General features: G+C 71.0%; 23 protein-coding genes. 16 read left to right on the forward strand and 7 right to left on the reverse strand.

From position 1 onward, the window contains the following. Nucleotides 1–89: 89 nt before the first annotated feature. Together ACH4EW_RS21195 and ACH4EW_RS21200 are read right to left on the reverse strand one after the other, a co-directional pair. On the reverse strand, nt 90–371 hold the full coding sequence (locus ACH4EW_RS21195) for an Lrp/AsnC family transcriptional regulator (protein WP_093543818.1): 282 nt from the start codon (nt 369–371) through the stop codon (nt 90–92). After that, a complete protein-coding gene (locus tag ACH4EW_RS21200) occupies nt 368–1,120 on the reverse strand; it encodes a rhomboid family intramembrane serine protease (protein WP_398259036.1) in 753 nt (250 codons plus the stop codon). Before ACH4EW_RS21200 ends, ACH4EW_RS21195 begins: the two co-directional genes overlap by 4 nt. Nucleotides 1,121–1,282: 162 nt before the next feature. Here ACH4EW_RS21200 and ACH4EW_RS21205 point away from each other — a divergent pair, with 162 nt between their 5' ends. The 5 genes from ACH4EW_RS21205 to ACH4EW_RS21225 all read left to right on the forward strand — a co-directional run bounded on the left by ACH4EW_RS21205 (nt 1,283) and on the right by ACH4EW_RS21225 (nt 6,831). Further along, nucleotides 1,283–1,525 (forward strand): hypothetical protein, encoded by a 243-nt coding sequence (locus tag ACH4EW_RS21205; protein WP_073782241.1) that lies wholly within the window; start codon nt 1,283–1,285, stop codon nt 1,523–1,525. A 37-nt stretch (nt 1,526–1,562) separates the two neighbouring features. Then, nucleotides 1,563–2,924 (forward strand): NYN domain-containing protein, encoded by a 1,362-nt coding sequence (locus ACH4EW_RS21210; RefSeq protein WP_398259039.1) that lies wholly within the window; start codon nt 1,563–1,565, stop codon nt 2,922–2,924. A 284-nt stretch (nt 2,925–3,208) separates the two neighbouring features. Beyond that, the gene (locus ACH4EW_RS21215; RefSeq protein WP_398259041.1) at nt 3,209–4,282 is read left to right on the forward strand and encodes an NlpC/P60 family protein; all 1,074 of its coding nucleotides are present in this window, start codon (nt 3,209–3,211) and stop codon (nt 4,280–4,282) included. Between the two features lie 237 nt (nt 4,283–4,519). Beyond that, a complete protein-coding gene (locus ACH4EW_RS21220; protein WP_398259043.1) occupies nt 4,520–5,551 on the forward strand; it encodes an NlpC/P60 family protein in 1,032 nt (343 codons plus the stop codon). A 26-nt stretch (nt 5,552–5,577) separates the two neighbouring features. Beyond that, the gene (locus ACH4EW_RS21225; protein WP_398259251.1) at nt 5,578–6,831 is read left to right on the forward strand and encodes a hypothetical protein; all 1,254 of its coding nucleotides are present in this window, start codon (nt 5,578–5,580) and stop codon (nt 6,829–6,831) included. Between the two features lie 76 nt (nt 6,832–6,907). Here ACH4EW_RS21225 and ACH4EW_RS21230 read toward each other — a convergent pair whose 3' ends face one another. Continuing rightward, nucleotides 6,908–8,155, reverse strand: coding sequence for a glycosyltransferase 87 family protein (locus ACH4EW_RS21230; protein ID WP_398259045.1), 1,248 nt, complete (start codon nt 8,153–8,155; stop codon nt 6,908–6,910). A gap of 109 nt (nt 8,156–8,264) precedes the next feature. Between ACH4EW_RS21230 and ACH4EW_RS21235 the strand changes: the two genes are divergently transcribed. After that, entirely contained in the window at nt 8,265–9,407 is a 1,143-nt protein-coding gene (locus ACH4EW_RS21235; RefSeq protein ID WP_398259047.1) for a glycosyltransferase family 4 protein, read from the forward strand. A gap of 94 nt (nt 9,408–9,501) precedes the next feature. On the opposite strand, the gene ACH4EW_RS21240 is transcribed toward ACH4EW_RS21235, so the two are convergent. Continuing rightward, nucleotides 9,502–11,298: an AMP-dependent synthetase/ligase gene (locus ACH4EW_RS21240; RefSeq protein WP_398259049.1), complete on the reverse strand. Its 1,797-nt coding sequence runs from the start codon at nt 11,296–11,298 to the stop codon at nt 9,502–9,504. A 280-nt stretch (nt 11,299–11,578) separates the two neighbouring features. Here ACH4EW_RS21240 and ACH4EW_RS21245 point away from each other — a divergent pair, with 280 nt between their 5' ends. The 6 genes from ACH4EW_RS21245 (at nt 11,579) to ACH4EW_RS21270 (ending at nt 16,654) form a co-directional block, all read left to right on the forward strand. Further along, nucleotides 11,579–12,385, forward strand: coding sequence for a metallophosphoesterase (locus ACH4EW_RS21245; protein WP_398259051.1), 807 nt, complete (start codon nt 11,579–11,581; stop codon nt 12,383–12,385). Nucleotides 12,386–12,492: 107 nt separating this feature from the next. Beyond that, entirely contained in the window at nt 12,493–12,942 is a 450-nt protein-coding gene (locus ACH4EW_RS21250) for an SRPBCC family protein (protein ID WP_398259053.1), read from the forward strand. Between the two features lie 4 nt (nt 12,943–12,946). Continuing rightward, on the forward strand, nt 12,947–14,263 hold the full coding sequence (locus tag ACH4EW_RS21255; protein WP_398259055.1) for an ArsA family ATPase: 1,317 nt from the start codon (nt 12,947–12,949) through the stop codon (nt 14,261–14,263). Between the two features lie 82 nt (nt 14,264–14,345). Then, on the forward strand, nt 14,346–14,804 hold the full coding sequence (locus tag ACH4EW_RS21260; protein WP_398259057.1) for a DUF5304 domain-containing protein: 459 nt from the start codon (nt 14,346–14,348) through the stop codon (nt 14,802–14,804). A 73-nt stretch (nt 14,805–14,877) separates the two neighbouring features. Beyond that, a complete protein-coding gene (locus ACH4EW_RS21265; RefSeq protein ID WP_398259059.1) occupies nt 14,878–15,819 on the forward strand; it encodes an ROK family glucokinase in 942 nt (313 codons plus the stop codon). A 76-nt stretch (nt 15,820–15,895) separates the two neighbouring features. Next, the gene (locus ACH4EW_RS21270; RefSeq protein ID WP_398259061.1) at nt 15,896–16,654 is read left to right on the forward strand and encodes an endonuclease/exonuclease/phosphatase family protein; all 759 of its coding nucleotides are present in this window, start codon (nt 15,896–15,898) and stop codon (nt 16,652–16,654) included. 43 nt (nt 16,655–16,697) lie between these two features. Here the strand turns inward: ACH4EW_RS21270 and ACH4EW_RS21275 are convergent, their stop codons facing one another. After that, nucleotides 16,698–17,399 (reverse strand): hypothetical protein, encoded by a 702-nt coding sequence (locus ACH4EW_RS21275; protein ID WP_398259063.1) that lies wholly within the window; start codon nt 17,397–17,399, stop codon nt 16,698–16,700. Further along, a complete protein-coding gene (locus ACH4EW_RS21280; RefSeq protein ID WP_398259065.1) occupies nt 17,392–18,171 on the reverse strand; it encodes an alpha/beta hydrolase in 780 nt (259 codons plus the stop codon). Before ACH4EW_RS21280 ends, ACH4EW_RS21275 begins: the two co-directional genes overlap by 8 nt. A 358-nt stretch (nt 18,172–18,529) precedes the next feature. On the opposite strand from ACH4EW_RS21280, the gene ACH4EW_RS21285 reads away from it, so the two are divergent. The 4 genes from ACH4EW_RS21285 to ACH4EW_RS21300 all read left to right on the forward strand — a co-directional run bounded on the left by ACH4EW_RS21285 (nt 18,530) and on the right by ACH4EW_RS21300 (nt 22,392). After that, the gene (locus ACH4EW_RS21285; protein WP_398259067.1) at nt 18,530–19,273 is read left to right on the forward strand and encodes a lysophospholipid acyltransferase family protein; all 744 of its coding nucleotides are present in this window, start codon (nt 18,530–18,532) and stop codon (nt 19,271–19,273) included. 49 nt (nt 19,274–19,322) lie between these two features. After that, complete coding sequence (gene macS, locus ACH4EW_RS21290) at nt 19,323–20,546, forward strand: MacS family sensor histidine kinase (protein WP_398259069.1); 1,224 nt, start codon at nt 19,323–19,325, stop codon at nt 20,544–20,546. Nucleotides 20,547–20,605: 59 nt separating this feature from the next. Beyond that, nucleotides 20,606–21,250, forward strand: a complete 645-nt coding sequence (locus ACH4EW_RS21295; RefSeq protein WP_398259253.1) for a response regulator — start codon at nt 20,606–20,608, stop codon at nt 21,248–21,250. Between the two features lie 113 nt (nt 21,251–21,363). Then, the gene (locus ACH4EW_RS21300) at nt 21,364–22,392 is read left to right on the forward strand and encodes a 6-phosphofructokinase (RefSeq protein WP_398259071.1); all 1,029 of its coding nucleotides are present in this window, start codon (nt 21,364–21,366) and stop codon (nt 22,390–22,392) included. A 139-nt stretch (nt 22,393–22,531) separates the two neighbouring features. Here ACH4EW_RS21300 and ACH4EW_RS21305 read toward each other — a convergent pair whose 3' ends face one another. Beyond that, nucleotides 22,532–24,475 carry an anthranilate synthase family protein gene (locus ACH4EW_RS21305; RefSeq protein WP_398259073.1) on the reverse strand — a complete coding sequence of 648 codons (1,944 nt, stop codon included), beginning with the start codon at nt 24,473–24,475 and terminating at the stop codon, nt 22,532–22,534. Nucleotides 24,476–24,479 lie beyond the last annotated feature (4 nt).

Here is a 24,479-nt window from a genome sequence, read left to right on the forward strand (position 1 = left end):
CCCCGCCCCCCCGCCCGCCCCCCCCCCCCGGCGCGCGGCCCGCCGCCCGAGCCCGCCCCCCCACATGCCGGTGGGCCTGCGGAGCGTACCTACGCGTCGAGGCCGATGGCGAAGGCGGCCTCCAGGTCATGCTGCGAGTACGTACGGAAGGCCACATGCGTGTCGGTGGCCTCGACGCCGGGGATCTTGCTGATCCGGCCGGGGATGACGTCCGCCAGATCGTCGTGCTTGGCCACCCGGACCATGGCGATCAGGTCGTACGTGCCGGTGACCGAGAAGACCTCGCTGACGCTGTCCAGCGCGGCGATGGCCTCGGCGATCTCGGGAATCCGGTCCACGCTGGTTTTGATGAGCACGATCGCGGTGATCACGGCTGGCTTTCTCCCTCGGTGGCCGTGGCTGGAGTCTTCACTCTATCCGTACGCCGGTAACGCCCCCAGGCGTAGAGGAAGCCGAGGGCGAAGCCGACCACATGGGCCAGATAGGCCACGCCGGGGCCCCCGCTGTCCGCGCCCTGGACCGCCAGCCACTGCAGGACGAACCAGAAGATCAGCACGATCCAGGCGGGGAAGCGCAGCGGCAGGAAGAAGAGGAAGGGGAACAGGCTGGTGACCCGGGCCCTGGGGAAGAGGTACAGGAACGCCCCCAGCACCGCCGAGATCGCCCCCGACGCGCCGACGAGCGTCTGATCGGACGTGGCGTGCGCAGCCGCATAGGCGACCAGCGCGAGGTAGCCGCAGCCGAGATAGAAGAAGGTGAACTCGGCATGGCCCATGCGCTCCTCGGCCATCGCCCCGAACACGTACAGGAAGAGCATGTTGCCGAGCAGGTGCAGCCAGCTGCCGTGCACGAAGAGGGCGGTGAGCGGGGTGAGCAGGGGGCGTGCGGAGCCGCCCCACAGCTCGCTCGGGATCACGCCCCATCGTTCGAAATATCCGGCCTGGGCGGCGAGCAGGGCGTCGGCGGTGCTGCGGGACGGTTCGAAGCCGGAGAGCGGGCTGAGCAGGAAGACCAGACAGCACGCTGCGATCAGGGCATAGGTCACCGACGGTCTGCCCGAGGTGACCGTTCGTAGGAGTCCGCTGGTCAATCTGCCGCCCGCAGCCCGCCGATCGATCATGAACAGAGCATGACGCAAGCGGAGGGAACGGGACAGACCGCCTCGCCGTGTCGGGGGGGACGTGACAAGGCCGTAGGGTTACGGCAGGACATCCGCAGTTCGACGGCGCACCGCGAGATCCTTGAAGCAGGCAGCACGAGGCTCGACGAAAGAGGACGCACGATGACGACGGTTCCCCAGCCGACCGACGGGACCCGCTGGCGCTGCACGCTGTGCGGAAATCTGACGCGGTTCGACGTGACGCGATCATCCAAGGTCGTCGAGTACGTCCACCTCGACCTGGCCGGAGAGGCCACCGTTGAGGAACGCGAGGTGGTCAGTGAGACCATCGAGTCGGTGCGCTGTCGTTGGTGCAACGCGGTGGATCAGATCGAACTGGTGGCCAGGCCGGGTGCCGACTCCTGACGGGGCCGCGCGGACAGACAATTTGGGGTGACGGATGGTGGAGCAGCCCGCTAACGGCGCCGATTCGGCCGAGGCGGCCGAAGACGCCGTCGAGGCGCTCGACCGCCCGCTGCCCGAAGGTGTGCGGCGCCGGGTCGTCGCGTTGGTCTCGGACGCCTTCGGCGGTCTGACGGTCACCGAACTCCCGGCCCAGCTGAGGCAGTACGTCCGTTTCACCCCGACCCGGCGCGCCAAGTTCGCCGGAAACGCGATGGCGGCCGCGCTGGAGGGCGACGCACTGTTCCGGCAGCGCATCGGCGAATGGCTCAGGGAGGGGCAGCCGGAGCTGACGGCCGCACTGGAGGCCGGTTCGCCGCCCGCCGCCGCCGACCCCGTCGATGTGGCCGCCGCGGCCTATGTGCTGCGCCCGGACGGCTGGGTGAAGCTGGTCGCCTCCGCCGGTGAGGAGGCCCAGCGTGCCGATGCCGAGCGCGCCGATGAGGAGAGCCGCCGCGAGCTGGTACGCCTGCGCGAGGAACTCGCCCTGGCCCGTTCCCTGACGAGGAGCGAGACCGAACGGCTCCGTGGCGAGCTGGAGGCGGCACGCAAGGAAGCCGAATCCCTTCAGCGGAAACTGCGCAGTGCCGTCAACGACGTCAAGCGCGGCGAGGCCGCGCTGCGCCGCAGCCGGGCCGAGACCGACGCCGTGAGGTCCGAGGCGGCCGCCCGGATCTCCGCGGCCGAGAGCGAGTCCCGTCGCCTCAAGGCGCGGCTCGGTGAGGCCGAGGCGTCCGTCGAGGCGGGCCGCAGGGCCGCCAGGGAGGGCCGCTCGGTCGAGGACATGCGGCTGCGGCTGCTGCTGGACACGGTGCTCGACGCGGCCCGCGGGCTCCGTCGCGAACTGGCCCTGCCGCCCTCCTCGATCCGCCCGGCGGACAGTGCCGACGCGGTCGAGCCCGGCAGGATGTCGCCCAAGGACATTGCCGCCAGGGCCCTTTCGGAGACCGATCCGGCTTTGCTCGACCAGTTGCTCGCGCTGCCGCAGGCGCATCTGATCGTGGACGGCTACAACGTCACCAAGACCGGCTATCCACAACTGCCGCTGGAGAAGCAGCGGCTGAGGCTGCTGGGCGGTCTCGCGGTCCTCGCGGCGCAGACCGGCGCCGAGATGACCTGTGTCTTCGACGGGGCCGAACTGGCCGCCCCGGTACTGCTCGCCCCGCCGCGCGGGGTCCGGGTGCTGTTCAGCAAGCCCGGTGTGACCGCCGACGAACTCATTCGTCAGCTGGCGCGCGCCGAACCGCCGGGCCGGCCTGTCGTGGTGGTCTCCACCGACCGCGAAGTCGCCGACGGAGTGGCGAAGTCGGGCGCCAGGCCCGTTGCGTCCGTCATGCTCCTGAAGCGTCTTTCGCGCGTCTAGAGATGCTTGTCGGGACTCGGTGGAAATCAGGGAACGGACCGTCAATTCGCCGCTACGCCCCGTGTGATGTGGGTAAAGAACTATCTCCTGTGACGAGATTTTTCTTGTGAGGATTTGAACTGATCACAAGTTGGTCACTAGGGTCGAGCTTCGAACCTTCGCACGGTTGATCACCCATCCGGGGTGACGGCGAAGGCACCGCCGAGTCCGTGACGTGCACGGAGCCGGGGATGCCAGTCCCCCACAGCCCGGTAGGCGGCTCGAGGAAGAAGGAGCTCGCCTTCGTGGCGTCCCACCGTCGTCCCAAGCAGCCGAGCCGCGCCCGTGTGACCGTGCTCACCGCGACCGCCGCCGCAGCCGTGGCCCTGACCTCCCAGGCGGCCCAAGCCGCCCCGAAGCCCTCCAAGGGCGAGGTCAAGGCGGAGATCGAGAAGCTCGGCCATGAGGCCGGCGCGGCCAACGAGCAGTACTACGGCGCCAAGGAGAAGCAGCAGAAGCTGGAGAAGGAAGTCAGCGCGCTGCAGGACAAGGTGGCCCGCGGCCAGCAGGAGATCAACAACCTGCGCAGCGGCCTCGGTTCGCTCGCCGCCGCCCAGTACCGCTCCGGCGGCATCGACCCGTCGGTGCAGCTCTTCCTCTCGTCCAGCCCGGACAGCTTCCTCGACGAGGCCTCGACCCTCGACCAGTTGACGGCCAAGCAGGCCGAGACGCTGGGGAAGATCCAGGAGAAGCAGCGGGTCCTCGCGCAGGAGCGCAAGGAGGCCCAGGACAAGCTCGGTGACCTCGAGGACGTACGCAAGACGCTCGGCGCGAAGAAGAAGAAGCTCCAGGACAAGCTGGCCGAGACGCAGCGCCTGCTCAACACGCTGACCGAAGCCGAGCGCGCGAAGATGCGCGAGGACGACCGGCGTGCCAGCCGCGCCGCGGGCGAGCGGGCCAGCCTGGGCAACGCCGGCTCGGGCAACGCCAACCCGGGCAACGCCAGCCCGGGCAACGAGGCCCCCGCCTCCGCCCGGGGTGCCGCCGCCCTGAGCGCCGCCGCCACCCAGGTGGGCAAGCCGTACCAGCGTGGCGGTACCGGCCCCGGATCCTTCGACTGCTCCGGGCTGACCCAGTGGGCCTACGCCCAGGCCAACGTCAGCATCTCCCGGGTCACGTACACCCAGGTCAACGACGGCGTCCGCATCGGGCGCAGCGCGCTGAAGCCCGGCGACCTGGTGTTCTTCAACAACACCCAGCACGTGGGCCTCTACGCGGGCAACAACACCGTCCTGCACGCCCCGTACCCGGGCACGGTCGTCCGCTACGAGTCGATGAACACCATGGGCAGCTTCCAGTTCGGCGTGCGCGTCGGCTGACGACGCCCGAACGGGCGAATTCCCGCGCCCGCGCAGACCGTCCGCCCCGCCGGAGACCACAGGTCACCGGCGGGGCGTTCATGTTTCCGACGCCCATCCGCCCGGCGCGGCCTTTGGCCGCTGCGTAACCGCCCGACTACTGTCTGCCTGCTGCGCGGCTCCCGGTCGTCGGTCCGCCCGCCCCGGGCGGCAGGGGCCGCGCACGTCTGCGTACAGCGGAAGGGAGTACGGCGTCCTGTGGTGTCCCATCGCCGTTCCACACAGCCCGGCCTCGACCGGGGCGCCCGGATCACTGTTCTGTCGGCCGCGGCGGCGACCGCTGCCGCCACGCTCGGGGCGGGCACCGCGAACGCCGGCCCGCAGGACACGCCCCGGAGCGCCAAGGCCCGGGTCGACCGGCTGTACAGCGAGGCCGAGCGGGCCACCGAGCAGTACAACGAGGCCGGTGAGAACGCCGACCGGCTGCGCGACGAGGTGAAGCGGATCCAGGAGCGGGCGGCCCGCGGCCAGGAACGCCTCAACCGGATGCGTACGGCGCTCGGTTCGGTGGCGAGCGCGCAGTACCGCTCGGGCGGCCTCGACCCCTCGCTCGCCCTGCTGCTCTCCTCCGCCCCGGACACCTACCTCGACCGGGCGGCCGCTCTGGACCGCCTGACCGAGCGTCAGGCCACCGGGCTGCGGCAACTCCGGCAGGCCCAGCGCTCTCTCGCACAGATCCGTGCGGAGGCCGCCCGGGCGCTGGCCGATCTGGAGCGCAACAAGGCGGCGGCCGCCCGTCACAAACGGACCGTCGAGCGCAAGCTCAGCCGGGCCAAGCAGTTGCTGGACGCGCTGCCCAGGGCCGACCGGGCGGACTTCGCGCGGGCCTCGCGCTCCGGCCGCGACGAGGTGTTCCCGGCCACGGCGGATCTGCCGGCCGGCTCCGCCCGCGCGGCCGCCGCCGTCATGGCGGTCCGGCAGGCACTGGGCCGCCCGTACATCTGGGGGGCCAACGGACCCGCCGGATTCGACTGTTCCGGGCTGATGCAGTGGGCGTACGCCCAGGCCGGGGTCAGCCTGCCGCGCACCTCGCAGGCCCAGCGGTACGCGGGGCACATGGTGCCGCTCTCCGAGGCCCGCCCCGGCGACCTGGTCGCCTACCGCGCGGACGCCGGCCACATCGGCATGTACGTCGGCGACGGCCAGGTGATCCACGCCCCGTACCCGGGCGCCCCGGTGCGCTACGACCCCGTCGGCATGATGCCCGTCTCCTCGGTCACCCGCGTCTGACCCGTACCCTCGACCGGGTGACCTGGATCGACGGACGGCACACCGCACGGGCGGGACGCGACCGAGGACGGCGCACGGCGGGAGTGCTGCTCGCCGGGCTGCTGTTCGCCTCCGCCTGTGTGGCCCCCGACGACGGCGCCGCCCCGGACTCCACCGCCCGCTCTGTCCGCGTAGTCCTGGACCGCCGCGCGGCCGCCGTGCTGGACCACGATACGGACGCCTATCTGGCCGCCATAGACCCGCAGGCCACCGCGCTGCGCACGGCCCAGCGCCGGGAACTGGACAATCTCGCGGACGTACCGCTGAGCTCATGGACGTACCGGCTGACGGACCTGACCGGACAGGGCGCCGACCGGGCCACCGCGGACGTCCAGCTGCGCTACCAGGTCAAGGGCTACGACGCCGCCCCGGTCGTCGTGGACCGGGTGCTCGATCTGAGACAGGCCGGCGCGGACGGCCGCTGGTACATCGTCGGCGACCGGGCGGGCAAGGACGGCGGCCGACAGCTCTGGCAGCAGGGCGATGTCCAGGTTGTACGCGGAACGCACAGCCTCGTCCTCGGGGTCGGCCGCACCGGGCAGGAGCTGCGCCGGATCGCCCGGGCCGCGGACCGCGCGGTGCCCGCCGTCTCGGACGCCTGGCCGGAACGCTGGGCAGGCCGCGTGATGGTGCTGGTACCGCACACCGTGGAGGACATGGCGGAGCTGCTGGGGTCACCGGCGGCGAGCTACCGGGGCATCGCCGCCGTCACCACCGGGCAGACCGGCGGTCCGGACCGGGCGCCCGCGGACCGGGTGATCGTCAACCCGCAGGCGTACGGCATGCTCGGCACCTTCGGGCAGCGGATCGTCCTCACCCACGAGACCACCCACGTCGCCACCCGCGCCCGCACCTCCGCCGCCACCCCGACCTGGCTCTCCGAGGGCTTCGCCGACTGGGCGGCCTACCGCACCGAGGACCGTACCGCCGTACAGGCCGCGCCCGAACTGGCCGACGCGGTCCTGAGCGGCGATCTGCCCGACGGACTCCCCGCGGACGAGGACTTCGCCTTCGAGGGCGACTCCGCGCGCCTGGCGAGGGCGTACGAGGGCGCCTGGCTGGCCTGCGAGCTGATCGCCGACCACTGGGGCGAGGCGAAGCTGTTCGCCTTCTACCGGGCTGTCGGAGGGCACCCGGGGCGGGACGGGGCGGTGGAGCAGGCCATGCAGGAGGTGCTCTCCACGACCCCGCAGGAGTTCACGGCACGCTGGCGGGAGTATCTGCGCTCCCGGCTCGGCTGAGAGCCTGCCGGGCGACCTCTGGCCGGGCAGCCACGGCCGGTCGAAGGTCACCCGACAGGCGCTGAGCGAGGCACGCTCAGGAGCCGGCCGGCTCCGCCTCCCGGCCGACGCCGGACCGGGCAGCCGGTGGCCGGCCGCCCTTGCGCGGCACCCCGGACACCGCCTGCCGCCACAGCTGCCGGCAGGCGGTCAGCGTCGCCGCGACCAACAGACCGTTGCGCAGGAACATCAGCGTCACGCCGGTCGCGTCGCTGGTCACCACATGGACGAACCCGAACGGGAACTCCAGCTGAGTGATGCCCGTGGCGAGCAGCACCAGGAGAGCCGGCAGCCCCATCCGGCTGTCACGGAAGACCAGGCAGACCGCCGCCAGGGCGACCAGCCACAGCATGTACTGGGGGCTGATCACCCGGCTCGTCGTCGTGAACAGCAGCACCGCCGTGAACGCCGCGTCGGCCGGGGTGTTCACCCGGAAGTCATGGGCCCGCAGCCGCCACACCAGCAGCCAGCCGAAGGCCACGACGGACAGACCGAGGGCGAGCGTGCTCACCACCGGTACATGCGGACCCAGGAACTCCATCGAGCCGTAGTGCAGCTCCACCCGGCCCTGCCAGCCGAACTGCCGCCACACATGGAAGACCAGCGCCCCCAGCGACTCGACCTCGGTGCCCCGGTCGCGCTGGAAGCCGAGAAAGGCCAGCGCACCGGGCATCGCCACGGTGCACACCACCAGCAGCCCGGCCGCCGCCACCGCAGCGGCCGTCCATGCCCGGCGCGTCCGCGACCCACGAGCGGTCCCGGCCAGGATCAGCGCCGGCCACACCTTCAGCAGCGCACCGACGGCGGCCAGCACCCCCAGCACCCGCGGATGCCGCACCCCGGCCAGCAGCGCCGCCGCCGCCACCGCCGCCACCATCACGTCGTAGCGGGCGTACGCGGTCGTACCGAGCAGCGGCACCCCCGCCACCCACACCCAGGCGCCCGCCCACCGGCCGGTCCGGCGGCCCGCGTACAGCAGCAGCCCCAGCACCAGTGCGTCGCACAGGAACGCGAGGACGAAGAAGGCCGAGGCGTAGTCCAGGAACGGCAACAGGGCGGGGGAGAGGATGGCGAGCGCGGCGAGCGGCGGGTACTGCCAGGTGACGTCGGACTGCGGGTACGTACCGGTCTTCAGGACCTCGGACCAGCTGCGGTAGATCACCGAGACGTCACTGGTCACGTCCGGTCCGGGCAGCGTGATCACCTTCGTGACGCAGAGCAGCAGCGCGACCCTGGTGAGCGCCCACACCGCGAGAGCGAGCCGCACGCCGGTCGATCCCGTCATGGACGCCTCATCCGCTTCGTCTGTGGGCACTCGGGCGGTACGACCAGTCATGATGCCCGCCCGGCCTGCGCGAGACCATCAGCCCGGCCGCCCGGTACTGTCGGCAGGGATGGACAAGACCCTGATCGTGACCAACGACTTCCCGCCCCGCCCCGGTGGCATCCAGGCATTCCTGCACAACATGGCACTGCGCCTGGACCCCGGACAGATCGTCGTATACGCCTCCACCTGGAAGCGCAGCCCCGAAGGCATCGCGGCCACCGCCGCCTTCGACGCGGAGCAGCCGTTCATCGTCGTCCGCGACCGGACGACGATGCTGCTGCCGACCCCACGGGTCACCCGGCGCGCGGTGCAGCTGCTGCGCATGCACGGCTGCACATCCGTCTGGTTCGGCGCCGCGGCCCCGCTCGGGCTGATGGCTCCGGCGCTGCGCAGGGCCGGGGCCCGCCGCCTGGTCGCCACCACGCACGGGCACGAGGCGGGCTGGGCCCAGCTGCCCGCGGCCCGGCAGCTGCTGGGAAGGATCGGCGAAGGCACGGACACGATCACCTACCTGGGGGAGTACACCCGCTCCCGGATCGCCACCGCACTCAGTCCCGAGGCGGCGGACCGCATGGTCCAACTGCCGCCCGGCGTCGACGAGAAGACCTTCCACCCGGGCTCCGGCGGGGACCTGGTCAGGGCCCGGCTCGGGCTCTCGGACCGGCCCGTCGTCGTCTGTGTGTCACGGCTCGTGCCGCGCAAGGGACAGGACACGCTGATCCTCGCGATGCCCGCGATCCTGGCGCAGGTGCCGGACGCGGTGCTGTTGATCGTCGGCGGCGGACCGTACGCCAAGGAGCTGAAGCGGCTGGCCGAGAAGACGGGGGTCGGCGACTCGGTGCGCTTCACCGGGCCGGTGCCGTGGGACGAGCTGCCCGCCCACTACGGCGCGGGAGACGTCTTCGCCATGCCGTGCCGGACCCGTCGCGGCGGCCTCGACGTGGAGGGCCTCGGCATCGTCTTCCTGGAGGCGTCCGCGACCGGACTGCCGGTGGTGGCGGGCGACTCGGGCGGTGCGCCGGACGCCGTGCTCGACGGCGAGACCGGGTGGGTGGTGCGCGGCGGCTCAGCGGAGGAGTCGGCCGACCGGATCGTCACCCTGCTGCGCGACCCGGAGCTGCGGCAGCGGATGGGGGAGCGGGGGCGGGTCTGGGTCGAGGAGAAGTGGCGCTGGGACCTGCTGGCCGAGAGACTCCGGGCACTGCTCTGACCCCACATGAAGCGATACGTCTGACCCCACGTGACGCGATACGTGGGAAGGGGGCCCGCACTCGCCGTGCGGGCCCCCTCTCACGTACTCCCGGTCAGCCCCGGTAGATCGACTCGACCTCGTCCGCGAAGTCCTTCGCCACCACATTCCGCTTCAGCTTCAGAGAGGGTGTGATGTGGCCCGCCTCCTCCGTGAACTGGGAGGCCAGGATGCGGAACTTGCGTACCGACTCCGCCTTGGACACCGCGGCGTTCCCGTCGTCCACCGCCCGCTGCACCTCGGCCAGCAGCTCCGGGTCCTCGCGCAGCGACACGGCCGTCGAGCCGGCCGGCTTGCCGTGCTCCTCGGCCCAGCGGCGCAGGAACTCCTCGTCCAGGGTGATCAGCGCGCCCACGAACGGCCGTCCGTCGCCGACCACCATGCACTCGGCGACCAGGGCGTGCGCGCGGATGCGGTCCTCGATCACCGCGGGAGCGACGTTCTTGCCGCCCGCCGTGACGATGATCTCCTTCTTGCGGCCGGTGATCGTGAGATAGCCGTCCTCGTCGAGCGTGCCGATGTCGCCCGTGTGGAACCAGCCGTCGGCCAGCGCCTCGGCCGACGCCGCCTCGTTGTTCCAGTAGCGGGTGAACAGGTGCTCGCCGTGCAGGAGCACCTCGCCGTCGTCGGCGATCCGGACGACCGAGCCGGGCAGCGGCTGGCCGACCGTACCGATCTTCTGCCGGTCCCACGGATTGAAGGTGGTGGCCGCACAGGTCTCGGTGAGGCCGTAACCCTCCAGGACGGTGAAGCCGATACCGCGGTAGAAGTGGCCGAGCCGCTCGCCCAGCGGTGCGCCGCCGGAGATCGCGTACTCGCCGCGTCCGCCGAGGACGGTCCGCAGCTTGCTGTAGACCAGCCGGTCGAAGATCTTGTGTGTGAACCTCAGGCCCATGGACGGGCCCCGAGGGGTACCCAGTGCGCGGCTGTACGCGATCGCCGTGTTCGCGGCTTTGTCGAAGATCCTGCCCTTGCCGTCGGCCTGCGCCTTGGCGCGCGCCGAGTTGTAGACCTTCTCGAAGACCCGCGGCACACCGAGGATCAATGTCGGCCGGAAGGAGGCCAGTTCATCCGTGAGGTTCTTGATGTCCGGTACGCAGCCGAGCTTGATCGGGGCCATCACCGAGGCCACCTCGACCAGCCGTCCGAAGACATGCGCGGCGGGCAGGAAGAGCAGCACCGAACACTCGCCGGTACGGAAAAGGGGCTTCAGCCGCTCCACCACATTGCCGCACTCCGCGAAGAAGCTGCGGTGCGTGAGCACACAGCCCTTGGGACGGCCGGTGGTGCCCGAGGTGTAGACGATGGTGGCCGGGTCGTCCGCCTTGGCGCTCGCCATCCGCAGGTCCAGGATCTCGTCCGAGACGTCCGAGCCGGTCTCCGACAGCCGGCGGATCGCATCGTCCTCGATCTGCCAGATGCCCTTCAGAGTCGGCAGATCCGCCTCGACCGAGACCACGGCGGCCTTGTGGGCCTCGGACTCCACGATGCACAAGGCGGCGCCGGAGTCACCGAGGATCCACTGGATCTGCTCGGGCGAACTGGTTTCGTACACCGGGACGGTGACCGCGCCCGCGCTCCAGATCGCGAAGTCGAGCAGTACCCACTCGTAGCGGGTGCGGGAGAGCAGAGCCACCCGGTCGCCCGCGTCGACACCCGCGGCGATCAGTCCCTTGGCGACGGCTCTGACCTCGGCCAGGAACTGTGCGGCGCTGACATCGGTCCACACGCCCGCCACCGTGCGGCCCATTACCGCGACATCGGGATGCTGAGCGGCATTGCGGCGGATGAGATCCGTCAGGTTGCCGTCCGAGGGGACCTCGTACAGGGCCGGAAGGCTGAACTCGCGCAAGACTGCTGCTCCTCATCGGGCTCCGGTGCCACGGCTCTGTGTGACGCACCGGCTGCGGTCCCAGATTGGCAGGTGCTCAGTGAGGTGAGCACGACTGGACTGCCCGGACGTTACCGACCAGTACTTGGTTCCCGATAGGGGGTCCGGTCAGATGTCTTATGCATCACACACAAACGGTGATCATTGGTCGCACAGTAGTCCACCGCGAATACCGCCCGGAGGTCGCCGCAGGTCCGGCGGCCTCTACCCAGGCGGAGAGCGGAGTTCTAGGGTGATCGTCATGCCAGCCGGAGCGAACAGCCGAGGAACCCCGACCGCACGGCGCACGCGTGTTCATGTGGTCAGTGACGTACACGGCAACACCGAGGCCCTGGCCCGTGCCGGGGACGGCGCCGACGCGCTGATCTGCCTCGGTGACCTGGTGCTCTACCTCGACTACGCCGACCACTCGCGCGGCATCTTCCCCGATCTGTTCGGCGTGGAGAACGCCGACCGGATCGTCGAACTGCGCACCGCTCGCCGCTTCGAGGAGGCCCGCGAGTTCGGCCGGCGCCTATGGGCGGGCATGGACCGCAACGCCGCGATCGTCTCGGCGGTGCGCAGGCAGTACGCCGAACTCTTCGCCGCTTTCCCCACCCCTACGTACGCCACCTACGGCAACGTCGACATCCCCGGACTGTGGCCCGAGTACGCGCGCCCGGGCACCACCGTCCTCGACGGCGACCGCGTCGAGATCGGCGGCCGCGTACTCGGCTTCGTCGGCGGCGGCCTGAAGACCCCGATGAACACCCCGTACGAGATCAGTGACGAGGAGTACGCGGCCAAGATCGAGGCCATCGGACCGGTCGACGTGCTCTGCACCCACATCCCGCCCGACGTGCCGGAGCTGACGTACGACACGGTGGCGCGTCGCTTCGAACGCGGCAGCCGGGCCCTGCTCGACGCCATCCGCAGGACCCGCCCCCGGTACGCACTGTTCGGCCATGTCCACCAGCCGCTGGTCCGCCGGATGCGGATCGGAGCCACCGAATGTGTGAACGTCGGCCACTTCGCGTCCACCGGCAGGCCCTGGGCCCTGGAGTGGTGACCGCACCGGCACCGGACCCTGGAACGAGGCGCCGCGCACACGCGATAGCCTTCTGACGGCAGGCTTCTGCCGACGCACCGGTACACCGCACTGGAGGAGCCACGGCGATGGCTGAACACACCAGCTCGAGCATCACGATCGAGGCGGCGCCGGCCGACGTCATGGGAGTGATCGCCGACTTCGCCCGTTACCCGGAGTGGACCGGCGAGGTCAAGGAGGCCGAGGTCCTCTCCCTCGACGACCAGGGCCACGCCGAGAAGGTCCGTCTCGTCCTCGACGCCGGAGCGATCAAGGACGACCACACCCTCGCGTACACCTGGACCGGCGACCACGAGGTCAGCTGGACCCTCGTCAAGTCCCAGATGCTGCGCGCCATCGACGGCTCCTACGCACTGGCCCCGATCGGCGACGGCGACCGCACCGAGGTCACCTACCGGCTGACCGTCGACGTCAAGATCCCGATGCTCGGCATGATCAAACGCAAGGCTGAGAAGGTCATCATCGACCGGGCCCTGGCCGGCCTGAAGAAGCGTGTCGAGTCCGTTCCCAAGGCCTGATCCGGTGCGTACGGTCCTCGTCACCGGCCCCGGCGGCGCCGGCCGTACCACTGTCGCGGCAGCGACCGCGCTGGCTGCGGCCCGCCGCGGGCGCCGCACCCTGCTGCTCTCCGCCGAAGCCGTACCCGGCTTCCCCGAAGGCACGGAACCCACCGAGGTCACGGACGGCCTGTGGTCCGCCCGCATCGACTCCGGCGGGCACTTCCGCAGCGAACTCCTCGCCCTCCAGGACCAGGCGTCCGGTGTGCTCGACCTGCTCGGCGGGAACCGGCTGGACGGCGAGGAACTCACCGAACTCCCCGGCAGCGCCCAGCTCGCTTTCCTGCACGCCCTGCGCCGCGCCGCCCAGGGCGACTGGTCGCCGGGCGGCTACGAACTCCTCGTCGTCGACCTGCCGCCGCTGCGCGAAGCACTCGCCCTGCTCGCCCTGCCCGAACAGCTGCGCCGCTATCTGCGCCGCCTGCTGCCCCCGGAGCGCCAGGCCGCCCGTGCCCTGCGCCCGATGCTCGCCCAGCTCGCCGGCGTACCCATGCCCGCCCAGTGGCTGTACGAGGCCGCCGCCCGCAGGGACGCCGAGCTGGCCGCCGTCCAGGCGCTGATCGAGGACCGGGGAACCACGCTGCGGCTGGTCGCCGAACCCGGCCCCGCCGCCGAGGACGCCCTGCGCACCGCCCGCACCGGAATCGCCCTGCACGGACTGCGCGTCGACACCCTCGCGGTGAACCGGGTACTGCCCAGGCACTCCGGCGACCCCTGGTTCGCGGCCCTGGCCGCTCAGCAGGAGAAGACCATCGACCACTGGTACGAGGAATGGGTGCCCGCCGCGGCCCTGTGCGAAGTGCCCCACCTCGGCCGTGATCCGCGAGGTCTGGACGACCTCACCCTCCTCGGCACCGGAGCCGGCCGCACCGTCTTCGAGGAGGCGGGCACCGGCGGTGGCCTCTTCGAGGGCGACGGACTCGCCGCGGAGCTGGACGGCCGGAGCTCCGGCCGGGCCGACGACCCCTGGTGGATCGAGGACCCGAACGCCCCGGACGGCCTCGACGAGCTGCTGCCCGGCAGCCGTATCGTGCCCGCCCCGCCGTCCGGCGACGGCGACTGTGTTCTGGTCTGGTGCCTGCCGCTGCCCGGCGCCGTCAAGTCGGACCTCCAACTGGTGCGCCGCGGCAACGAACTGCTCCTCACCGTGGGCCCGTTCCACCGGATCGTCCCCCTGGAGTCCGGTCTGCGCCGCTGCACCGTCTCCGGCGCCGCTCTCACCGACGGGGTGCTCCGGGTCCGGTTCACGCCGGATCCCGGTCTGTGGCCACGGACGTGCTGAACGGCGCGTCACGGTTCGGGTAACGTCGTGAGCAGGTGCCCCGTATGCCGGGCCGCCGCAAACCACGTCGCAGGAGTCCGCCATGAGCGAAGCCACCGATCGTCCCGCCGACGACGACGCGTGGGCGAACGCCTGCGCCGAGGACTTCGAAGCGGAGAAGGCCCGCCGCCGCGCCCAGTACGGCCCGCCGCCCGGCTCCGCAGCCGAGGAGCTGCGCAAGCTGGTCGACGCCGTGGCCGACAAGGTCTCGTCCCTCCGGTCGCCGCTGTTCGGCGCGGCGGCCCAGGGCACCGTGCAGCAGATCATCAAGCAGGCCAAGTCCGCCGTCGAGCCCGTCATCGAACGCAATCCGGACGTCTTCGACCACATCACCGCGGCCGGCAACGAACTCCTCGCCGCCTACCGCTCCGCCGTGGAAGGCCAGGAACGCCGCTGGACCCAGGGCGCAGGGGACCCCGCAGGCACCGAGAAGAAGGCCGACGACCCCACCGACCCGCGCGACGAGGGCCCCGCCGCGGGCGAACACATCGACCTGGACTGACCGGCACCGATGGGCCGGGCCCCGGCTCGGGTACGGTTGGCCGCAGCGGGGCTCGACCGAAACTGAGGGATTCATGGGACTCACCATCGGCGTCGATATCGGCGGCACGAAGATCGCAGCTGGAGTGGTCGACGAAGAGGGCCGGATCCTCTCGATGTTCAAGGTGCCGACCCCGCCGACGGCTGAAGGCATTGTGGACGCGATCGCGGCAGCGGTGTCCGGAGCGAGCGAGGGCCACCGGATCGACGCCGTCGGCATCGGCGCCGCCGGATATGTGGACGACAAGCGCGCCACCGTGCTGTTCGCGCCCAACATCGACTGGCGGCACGAGCCGCTGAAGGACAAGGTCGAACAGCGCGTCGGCCTTCCGGTCGTCGTCGAGAACGACGCCAACGCCGCCGCCTGGGGCGAGTACCGCTTCGGCGCCGGACAGGGCCACGACGACGTCATCTGCATCACGCTCGGAACCGGCCTCGGCGGCGGCATCATCATCGGCAACAAGCTGCGCCGCGGACGCTTCGGTGTGGCCGCCGAGTTCGGCCACATCCGGGTCGTCCCCGACGGCCTGCTGTGCGGCTGTGGCAGCCAGGGCTGCTGGGAGCAGTACGCATCCGGCCGCGCACTCGTCCGCTACGCCAAGCAGCGTGCCAACGCCACCCCGGAGAGCGCCACGCTCCTGCTGTCGCTCGGCGACGGCACGGTGGACGGCATCGAGGGCAAGCACATCAGCGCGGCCGCCCGGCAGGGCGACCCGGTGGCGATCGACTCGTTCCGCGAGCTGGCCCGCTGGGCCGGCGCCGGACTCGCCGACCTCGCCTCGCTCTTCGACCCCTCCGCGTTCATCGTCGGCGGCGGCGTGTCGGACGAGGGCGAACTCGTCCTCGACCCGATCCGCAAGTCGTTCCGGCGCTGGCTGATCGGCGGCGAGTGGCGCCCGCACGCCCAGGTGCTCGCGGCCCAACTGGGCGGAAAGGCAGGTCTGGTGGGCGCTGCGGACCTGGCCCGCCAGGGCTGAATCCCGGAACCGGACAGAGCCGGACGCCCGTCGCGCCCTCTGGGGAGCGGCGGGCGTCCGTCGTATCGTGAGGCGCATGGTCCTGACGCCACTACCCGACTCCCGTACCGAGCCGGATGGTTCGGCCGTCATCAGAGTGCTCAGCTACAACGTCCGGTCGATGCGCGACGACTGCGAGGCACTGGCCCGGGTGATCAGCGCCTGCGCCCCCGACCTCGTCCTCGTCCAGGAAGCCCCGCGCTTCTTTCGCTGGCGCAAGCGCGCCGCCTGGCTCGCGGCCCGCACCGATCTGGTCGTCCTGAGCGGCGGCGCCACGGCGGCCGGGCCCCTGCTGCTCTGCTCGCTGCGGGCCACAGTTGAGCGGACACAGGACGTGCTGCTGCCGCTCACTCCCGGACTGCACCGCAGGGGCTTCGCCACGTCGGTGGTACGGATCGCGGGCACCCGGATCGGTCTGCTGAGCTTCCATCTGAGCCTGCAGCGCGACGAACGCCTGGCCCAGGCCGAGATGTTGCTGGAACGGCTGGACGCGATGGGGGTCGAGCACGCCATCGCGGGCGGCGACCTCAACGACGAACCGACCGGGTCCGCGTTCCGGCGGCTGGCCGGGCGGCTCCAGGACTGCTGGGCCGTCCGGCCATGGGGCGACGAGAACACCATCTCGCCGGACCGTCCGCGGCGGCGCATCGACGCCGTTTTCGCGACGGGCGGGATCGAGGTGCTCGGCTGCGGCGTCCCGGCGGCGCTGCCCGGTGTCACCGACGCGGACCTGCGGGCGGCCACGGACCACCTGCCGGTGCTGGCGGCGCTACGGGTGCCCGCGACCAGGCCCTGAGCTGTGCGTCAGCGGCTAACGGGCCACCCCGACCTGCCCGGTCTCAGACCACCGCTCCGCGCCCCGGGTCGTCGTCGTCCTCGTCGTCGTCCCCCATCCGCGCCACCAGCGTGACGAAGCCGCCCAGGAAGCCGCCGACGCAGACCGTCGTGAGCCACCAGGTCATGTCCCACCGCAGCACCACCGCGACCAGCATCAGCACCGGACCGCCGACGACCGCGAGCCAGGCGAACTTCGCCGTGACATCGGCCTCCGGCAGCGGCGGCGGCTCCGGGGGGACGAAATGCCCCTCGTCGCTGTCGTCGAGGTCGTCGTCCTTCGGCTCCGCGACCTCGTAGTCGCGCGGACCGGCGACGCCGGGGGCGAACACGATCGAGCTGCCGAGCGGCTTCTCCGGCGGCTTCGGGGTCTTCTTCCCGACCCCCTTGTCCGGATCCAGGACGCCCGACTGATCGTCCTCCAGCAGTGCGAGATCCTCGATCGACCTGAACGGCCTGGCGCCGGGCGGGTCGGCCGGCTCCTCGCCGTACCCCGCCACGATCGCCTTCCACACGGCGTCCTCGTCGATCGACCGTCCGGACCGCTCCCCGTCGGCGCCCGGCGGCACTTTCCGGGCAGCAGCATCCAGCGGATCCGTGCCGTCTTCGGGTACGGCCGCTCCCTCGGCGGGAAGCGCAGCTCCTTCCGCGGGCAGGGGCTCGCGTCCCTCCTCGCTGCCCGCGCGCTCCGCGTCGTGCTCAGCCACCTGACGTGCTCCCCTTCTTTCCGACACTCGGAGCGAGGCGGCCGATGAACCGGTAGCTCTCGTCGAAGATCCGCTCCGCATCGTGGTCCAACGTCGCGACGTGGTAGCTCTGTTCCAGCAGGATCTCCTCGACATCCGTCGACGACACCCGGCTGAGGATCCGGGCCGAGTCGGCGGGCGGCACCACATGGTCCTGCGGGCTGTGCAGCAGGACGACCGGCTGGGTGACCTGGGGCAGTTCGGCGTCCACCAGGCGGAAGAAATTCCGCAGCGAATGCGCCGCGTGCAACGGCACCCGGTCGTACCCCACCTCGGCGGAGCCCTCCAGGGCGATATCGCTCGCCAGCCCCTTCGTCGTCCGCACCAGATGGCGGGCGACCGGCAGTGCGTACGCCGACAGGCCGTGCACCTTGTTCGCCGGATTGACGAGCACCAGACCGCTGATCGCGTCCCCGTGCTTCGCCCCCAGCCGCAGTGTGAGCGTGCCGCCCATGGAAAGCCCGAAGACGAAGACCTGGCTGCACCGCTCCAGCAGGGCGCGCAGCTCCCGGTCCACCTCCGCGTACCAGTCCTGCCAGCCTGTGATCTGCATGTCCTCCCAGCGGGTGCCGTGCCCGGGCAGCAGCGGCAGCGAGACGGTGAGCCCGCGCTCCGCCAGATAGTCGGCCCAGGGGCGCAGTGATTGCGGGGAACCGGTAAATCCGTGACAGAGAAGGACGCCGACATCTCCGCCCTCGTGGCGGAACGGCTCGGCTCCAGGCAGGACCGGCACCGGGGTCTCCTGTTCGTGAGGCTCGAAGGGGAGCGAAAGAGGGGAGTGCAGAAGGATTACGACCTCGCCCACGATTGTCAGCGGCGTCGCGGTGTCTGGGGCCTCCGACTCCGGCGTTGTCGTCAGTCGCGATGGCTCCGCCATCACTCCCTCCTCCGCCTTGGATTCGAAGGCCCCAGACACCGCTCCTTCTCCCACTGCCAATCGTGGGCGAGGTCGTTACTTCACCGTACGCGACCGGACCGACACCGACCAGGGCCGTCACGGCCCCGGCAGCCGCTTCGGCTCCGTGCCGGGCGGGAACGCGGACGGCCGCAGGGGATAAGGTCTGTCGGACAGAACACAGGAGGCACACGAGTTGATCTACGGCGCAATGAAGTTCTCCATCGGCGGGTCATTGAAGCTCGCCTTCAGGCCATGGGTGGAGGGCCTGGAGAACATCCCCGCGCAGGGACCGGCGATCCTCGCGAGCAACCATCTGTCGTTCTCCGACTCCTTCTTCCTGCCGGCCGTCCTGGACCGCAAGGTCACCTTCATCGCCAAGTCCGAGTACTTCACCGGGGCCGGTGTGAAGGGCAAACTGACCGCTGCCTTCTTCAAAGGTGTCGGCCAGCTCCCGGTGGACCGCTCGGGTGCCCGAGGCGCCGGAGAGGCGGCCATCAAGGCGGGCATCGAGGTCATCGAGAGCGGCGGGCTCTTCGGTATCTACCCGGAGGGCACCCGCTCGCCCGACGGTCGTCTCTACCGTGGCAAGCCCGGCGGACTGGCCCGGGTGGCGCTGGCCACCGGAGCGCCCGTCATCCCCGTCGCGATGATCGACACGGAGAAGATCCAGCCGCCGGGCCAGGTGATCCCCAAGCTGATGCGCCCGGGGATCAGGATCGGCAAGCCGCTCGACTTCAGCCGGTACCACGGCATGGAGGGGGACCGCTTCATCCTGCGCTCGGTCACCGACGAGGTGATGTACGAGATCATGAAGCTCTCGGGCCAGGAGTACGTCGACATCTACGCGACCGCCGCCAAGCGGCAGATCGCGGACGAGGCGAAGCGCCGTGCCGAGGAGGAGAAGCAGGCGCGCAGAGAGTCCGGAACGCAAGGGTGACGGAACGGTTCGGCGCTTAACCGCGTCGTTTCCGTCCGGGGGTGGGGAAGTGGCCAGGCGCGAGCGGGTCGTACGCATGTCGGTCGAGCAGCCGCTGTGGCGCGCGCTGACCGCGTACCGCATTCTGACGATGCTCTACGCCGTCCTGCTCGCCGTCTTCGGCCGCGACAGGTACGACCGGCCGTGGGTGGCCGTCGTCTTCCTGGTGGTGATGGCGGCCTGGACGCTCGGCACCCTCCCGAAGGTCGCGGGCGCCGTCGCCTGCACCAAGCGTTTCCTCGGCGCCGACCTGGCCCTCGCCCTTGCCGGCATCCTCCTCACCCCGCTCGCCGATTTCGACGCTCAGCACGTCGATGCCCCGACGCTGCCGTCCATCTGGACCGCGGGCTCCGTGCTGGCCTTCGCCATCAAGGGCGGCTGGCGCTGGGCGGCCTTCGCATCCACCTTCGTCGCCGTCGCCAACATCATCGAGCGCGGCGATCCCAGCCGGGACACCTTCCACAACGTCCTGCTGGTCTGGGTCGCCTCCATCGCCATCGGTTACGTCGTCGAGGTGGCCAGGGCCAGTGAGCGCACCCTCGCCCGCGCCCTGGAGATCGAGGCCGCCACCCGCGAGCGGGAACGGCTGGCCCGCGACATCCACGACAGCGTGCTCCAGGTCCTCGCGATGGTGCAGCGCCGCGGCACGGCGCTGGGCGGCGAGGCCGCCGAACTGGGCCGGATGGCCGGGGAGCAGGAAGTCGCCCTGCGCACCCTGGTCTCCAGCGGTCTGGTGCTCACCACCCGGGTCTCCGAGGACGCCGCCGAGGGCGCCGTGGTCCGCAGCGTCGAGGTCGATGACGACCCCGCCGGGCAGGCCGAGTGCGATCTGCGCTCCCTGCTCGCCCCGCACGCCGGCTCCCGGATCAGCTTCGCGGAGCCCGGCGCTCCGGTGCTGCTCGCTCCCGGGGCCGCGAAGGAGCTGGCGGCGGCTGTCAGTGCCGCCCTGGACAATGTCAGGGTCCATGCGGGGGAGAATGCCCAGGCCTGGATCCTCGTCGAGGACTGGCCGGACGAAGTGATCGTGACGGTCCGGGACGACGGCCCCGGCATCCCGGACGGGCGGCTCGCCCAGGCCGAGGGGGAGGGGCGGATGGGGGTCGCCCTGTCGATCCGGGGAAGGCTGCGTGACCTGGGCGGCACGGCCGAGTTGATTTCCGTGCCCGGTCAGGGCACCGAGGTCGAGTTGAAGGTTCCGAAGGTTTCACGGGGGAAGGCAGGATCAGCAGGATGAGCACGGAGAACATCCGGGGTGCCGGGGAACGGACCACCGGGGGACGGACCATCAGGGTGATGGTCGTCGACGACCACCCGATGTGGCGCGACGCCGTCGCCCGCGATCTTTCCGAGTCCGGTTTCGAAGTGGTGGCGACCGCCGGTGACGGACCGCAGGCCGTCCGCAGGGCGAAGGCCGCCACCCCCGACGTCCTCGTACTCGACCTCAACCTGCCCGGCATGCCCGGCGTTCAGGTCTGCAAGGAGCTCGTCGGCTCCCACCCCGGACTGCGCGTCCTGGTGCTCTCCGCGAGCGGTGAGCACGCCGACGTACTGGAGGCGGTCAAATCCGGCGCCACCGGCTATCTGCTCAAGTCGGCCAGTACGCGGGAGCTGACCGAGGCCGTGCGGTCCACTGCCGTCGGCGACCCCGTCTTCACTCCGGGGCTGGCCGGGCTGGTCCTCGGCGAGTACCGCAGGCTCGCCTCCGACCCCACACCCGTCGCCGCCGACGAACCCAAGGCCCCGCAGCTCACCGAGCGCGAGACCGAGGTGCTGCGGCTGGTCGCCAAGGGACTCTCGTACAAGCAGATCGCCGAGCGTCTGGTCATCTCTCACCGCACCGTCCAGAACCATGTGCAGAACACCCTGGGCAAGCTCCAGTTGCACAACCGGGTGGAGCTCGTGCGGTATGCGATCGAGCGCGGCCTCGACGATGCCTGACCCATCCGCGCCCCCGTAATGCACCGGAATCGCCCCTCCGGCCCATCCCTGAGTGACCTGGATCACCCATAGCGTGGTCATCGGCGGGCTCACTTCGGCGAAGGGATGTTTCCATGCGGGTCGGAGTACTGACCGGGGGTGGCGACTGCCCAGGGCTCAATGCGGTCATCCGCGCCATCGTCCGCAAGGGCGTGCAGGAGTACGGCTACGACTTCATCGGATTCCGGGACGGCTGGCGCGGCCCACTGGAGGGCGAGACGGTGCCGCTCTCCATTCCGGCCGTGCGCGGCATCCTGCCGCGCGGCGGCACCATCCTTGGTTCCTCGCGCACCAATCCGCTCGGCGTGGAGCACGGCGTCCGCCGGATCAGGGAAAACCTCGCCAAGTACGAGGTCGATTCGCTCATCACGATCGGCGGCGAGGACACCCTCGGCGTGGCGGGGGCCCTGTTCGACGAACACGGCATCAAATGCGTCGGCGTTCCCAAGACCATCGACAACGACCTCTCCGCCACCGACTACACCTTCGGATTCGACACGGCCGTCTCCATCGCGACCGAGGCCATCGACCGGCTGCGCACCACCGCCGAATCCCATATGCGAGTCCTCGTCGTCGAGGTGATGGGCCGTCATGCGGGCTGGATCGCGCTCCACTCCGGACTGGCCGGCGGCGCGAATGTCATCCTCATCCCGGAGCAGCGCTTCGACATCGACCAGGTGTGCGCCTGGGTGACCTCCCGATTCGGCACGAGCTACGCACCGATCGTGGTGGTCGCCGAAGGCGCCATGCCCGCGCAGGGCGAGATGATCCTCAAGGACGGATCGCACGACTCCTTCGGTCATGTCCGGCTCTCCGGCGTCGGCGAGTGGCTGGCCAAACAGATCGAGAGCCGCACCGGCAAGGAGGCCAGAACGACCGTCCTCGGCCATGTCCAGCGCGGCGGCACCCCCAGCGCCTCCGACCGCTGGCTGGCCACCCGCTTCGGCCTGCACGCGATCGATGCCGTGCGGGACGGCGACTTCGGCGCGATGGTCGCCCTGAAGGGCACCGACATCGTCCGGGTGCCGATCGCGGTGGCGACCGCCCGGCTGAAGACCGTCGATCCGGCCCTCTACGCGGAGGTGGGTGTCTTCTTCGGCTGAGCGGCCTGGGTGCCGGACTCGACGTGTACTGGCCGGCCGCCGCAGCGACAACGTTCTCGTCCCGGTGCTGTCCCGCTGAACCTGTGCCTTCCGGTGAACCGGGCCCCCGGATCTCCTCCCGGGGCCCCGTCCACCCTCTTCAACAGGCCACCGGCAGCCCCGCCAGCAGCCCGGCCACGACCGCCGCGCCGCGCAGGGTCAGCACGGACTCCGGGTGGAACTGCACCGAGGCGAAGCCCGGACCGCGCAGCGCGTGGAGCTCCCCGGTCCTCGCGTCCAGGCTCGCCTCGACACCATGTGCCGCCAGTTCGGCCACGGCGCCCTCGTCGCAGCGCGCGGTGAAGCTGTTGTAGAAGCCGACCGTCTCCGGCCGCCCGAACAGATCGATCCGGGTCTGTGCGCCCTGGTACGGAACGGACTTGCGGACGATCTCCAGACCCAGCTCCGCCGCGATCAGCTCATGGCCGAGGCAGACGCCCAGCAGCCCGTGTCGGTGATCACGGAGCAGTTCCACGGCGAACTCGCGCAGCAGCCGCATCTTCGGGTCGGTGATGTCACCCGGATCCCCGGGCCCGGGGCCCAGCACGACCGGACCCTCGTGCGCCCGTACGCGCTCGCGCAGCCCCGGCTCGTCGTAGCGGTGCACCGACACCTCCAGGCCCGAGGAGCGCAGCAGGTGCGCCAGCATCGCGGTGAAGGTGTCCTCCCCGTCGATCACCAGCGCATGGCCGGACAGCTCGTGCGTACGCTCCTGCATCCGCAGCCAGAACGGCGCGAGACCGTCCCGCCTGGCGTCCAGCGCCGTCCGCACCCGCGGGTCGCCCGCCAGCTGCGGACGCGCCGCCTCGGCCCTCGGCCGGCCCGGCCGCACCCCCAGTGCGGCCAGCACGCCGGCCGCCTTCGCATGGGTCTCGGCGACCTCGCTGTCCGGATCGGAGTGGCGTACGAGTGTCGCCCCGACCGGTACCCGCACGTGCCCGTCGGCCGAGATGTCGGCGGTACGGATCAGGATCGGTGAGTCCAGGGTCTGCACCCCGCCCGGCTCCTGCCGCAGCAGCGCCAGCGCGCCCGCGTAGTAGCCGCGCCCGCCCGGCTCGTACCGCTCGATGACCCGGCAGGCGTTCTGCACGGGGGAGCCGGTGACCGTCGCCGCGAACATGGTCTCCTTCAGCACCTGGCGCACATCCAGCGAGGAACGCCCGCGCAGCTCGTACTCGGTATGCGCCAGATGGGCCATCTCCTTGAGCCGCGGCCCGACCACCACCCCGCCCATGTCGCCGACGGTGCACATCATCTTGAGTTCCTCGTCGACCACCATGGAGAGCTCGTCCCTCTCCTTGCGGTCGGAGAGGAAGGCCAGCAGATTCTCGACGGTCGGGCCCTCGGCGGGGTAGCGGTACGTCCCGCTGATCGGGTTCATCACGACCGTCCCGCCGGACATCCGCACATGTGCCTCGGGGCTGGCGCCGACGAGCGTCCTCCCGCCCGTCACCCGCCGCCGCCCCGAAGCGGAGGGCTCTTCGGTTCCGCTGTCGCCCGTGTGCACGACGAACGTCCAGTACGCGCCCCGCTCACCGGCCAGCAGCCGCCGGAAGAGGGCCAGCGCGTCGGCCCGGCCGAATCCGGGGATCTCGCCCCGGAAGGTCCGCCGGATGACGAAGTTCGCGCCCTCGCCCTGCCCGATCTCGTCCTCGACGACCCGCCGGACGATCTCCGCGTACTCCTCGTCGGGGACGTCGAAGGCGCCGCTCTCGACCCGCACGTCATGGACCGGCAGGTGGTCCAGCACCTCGGCCAGTGGCAGCTCGTACGTCTCCTCCGCGACCAGCACGGACAGCGGCGTGCCGTCGTCGCGCACATCGAAACCGCGCTCGGCGATCTGCCGGAACGGCACCAGGGCCAGCGAGGGCAGTGCACCGACCGGGAGATCGGCGAGCCGGTCCGCTTCCCGCACCCGGCCGATCAGCACCTCGACGGTGTCCTGGTCGTGGCCGGGGGTGCGCCGACGCAGCAGCGCGAACGGCGGGCAGTCGTCCCGGAGAAGCCTCTCGATGACGAGGCCGGTGCGGTGGGGCTGAGACATTGGG

It is taken from the genome of Streptomyces sp. NPDC018000, from assembly GCF_044328025.1.
Lineage (GTDB): Bacteria > Actinomycetota > Actinomycetes > Streptomycetales > Streptomycetaceae > Streptomyces.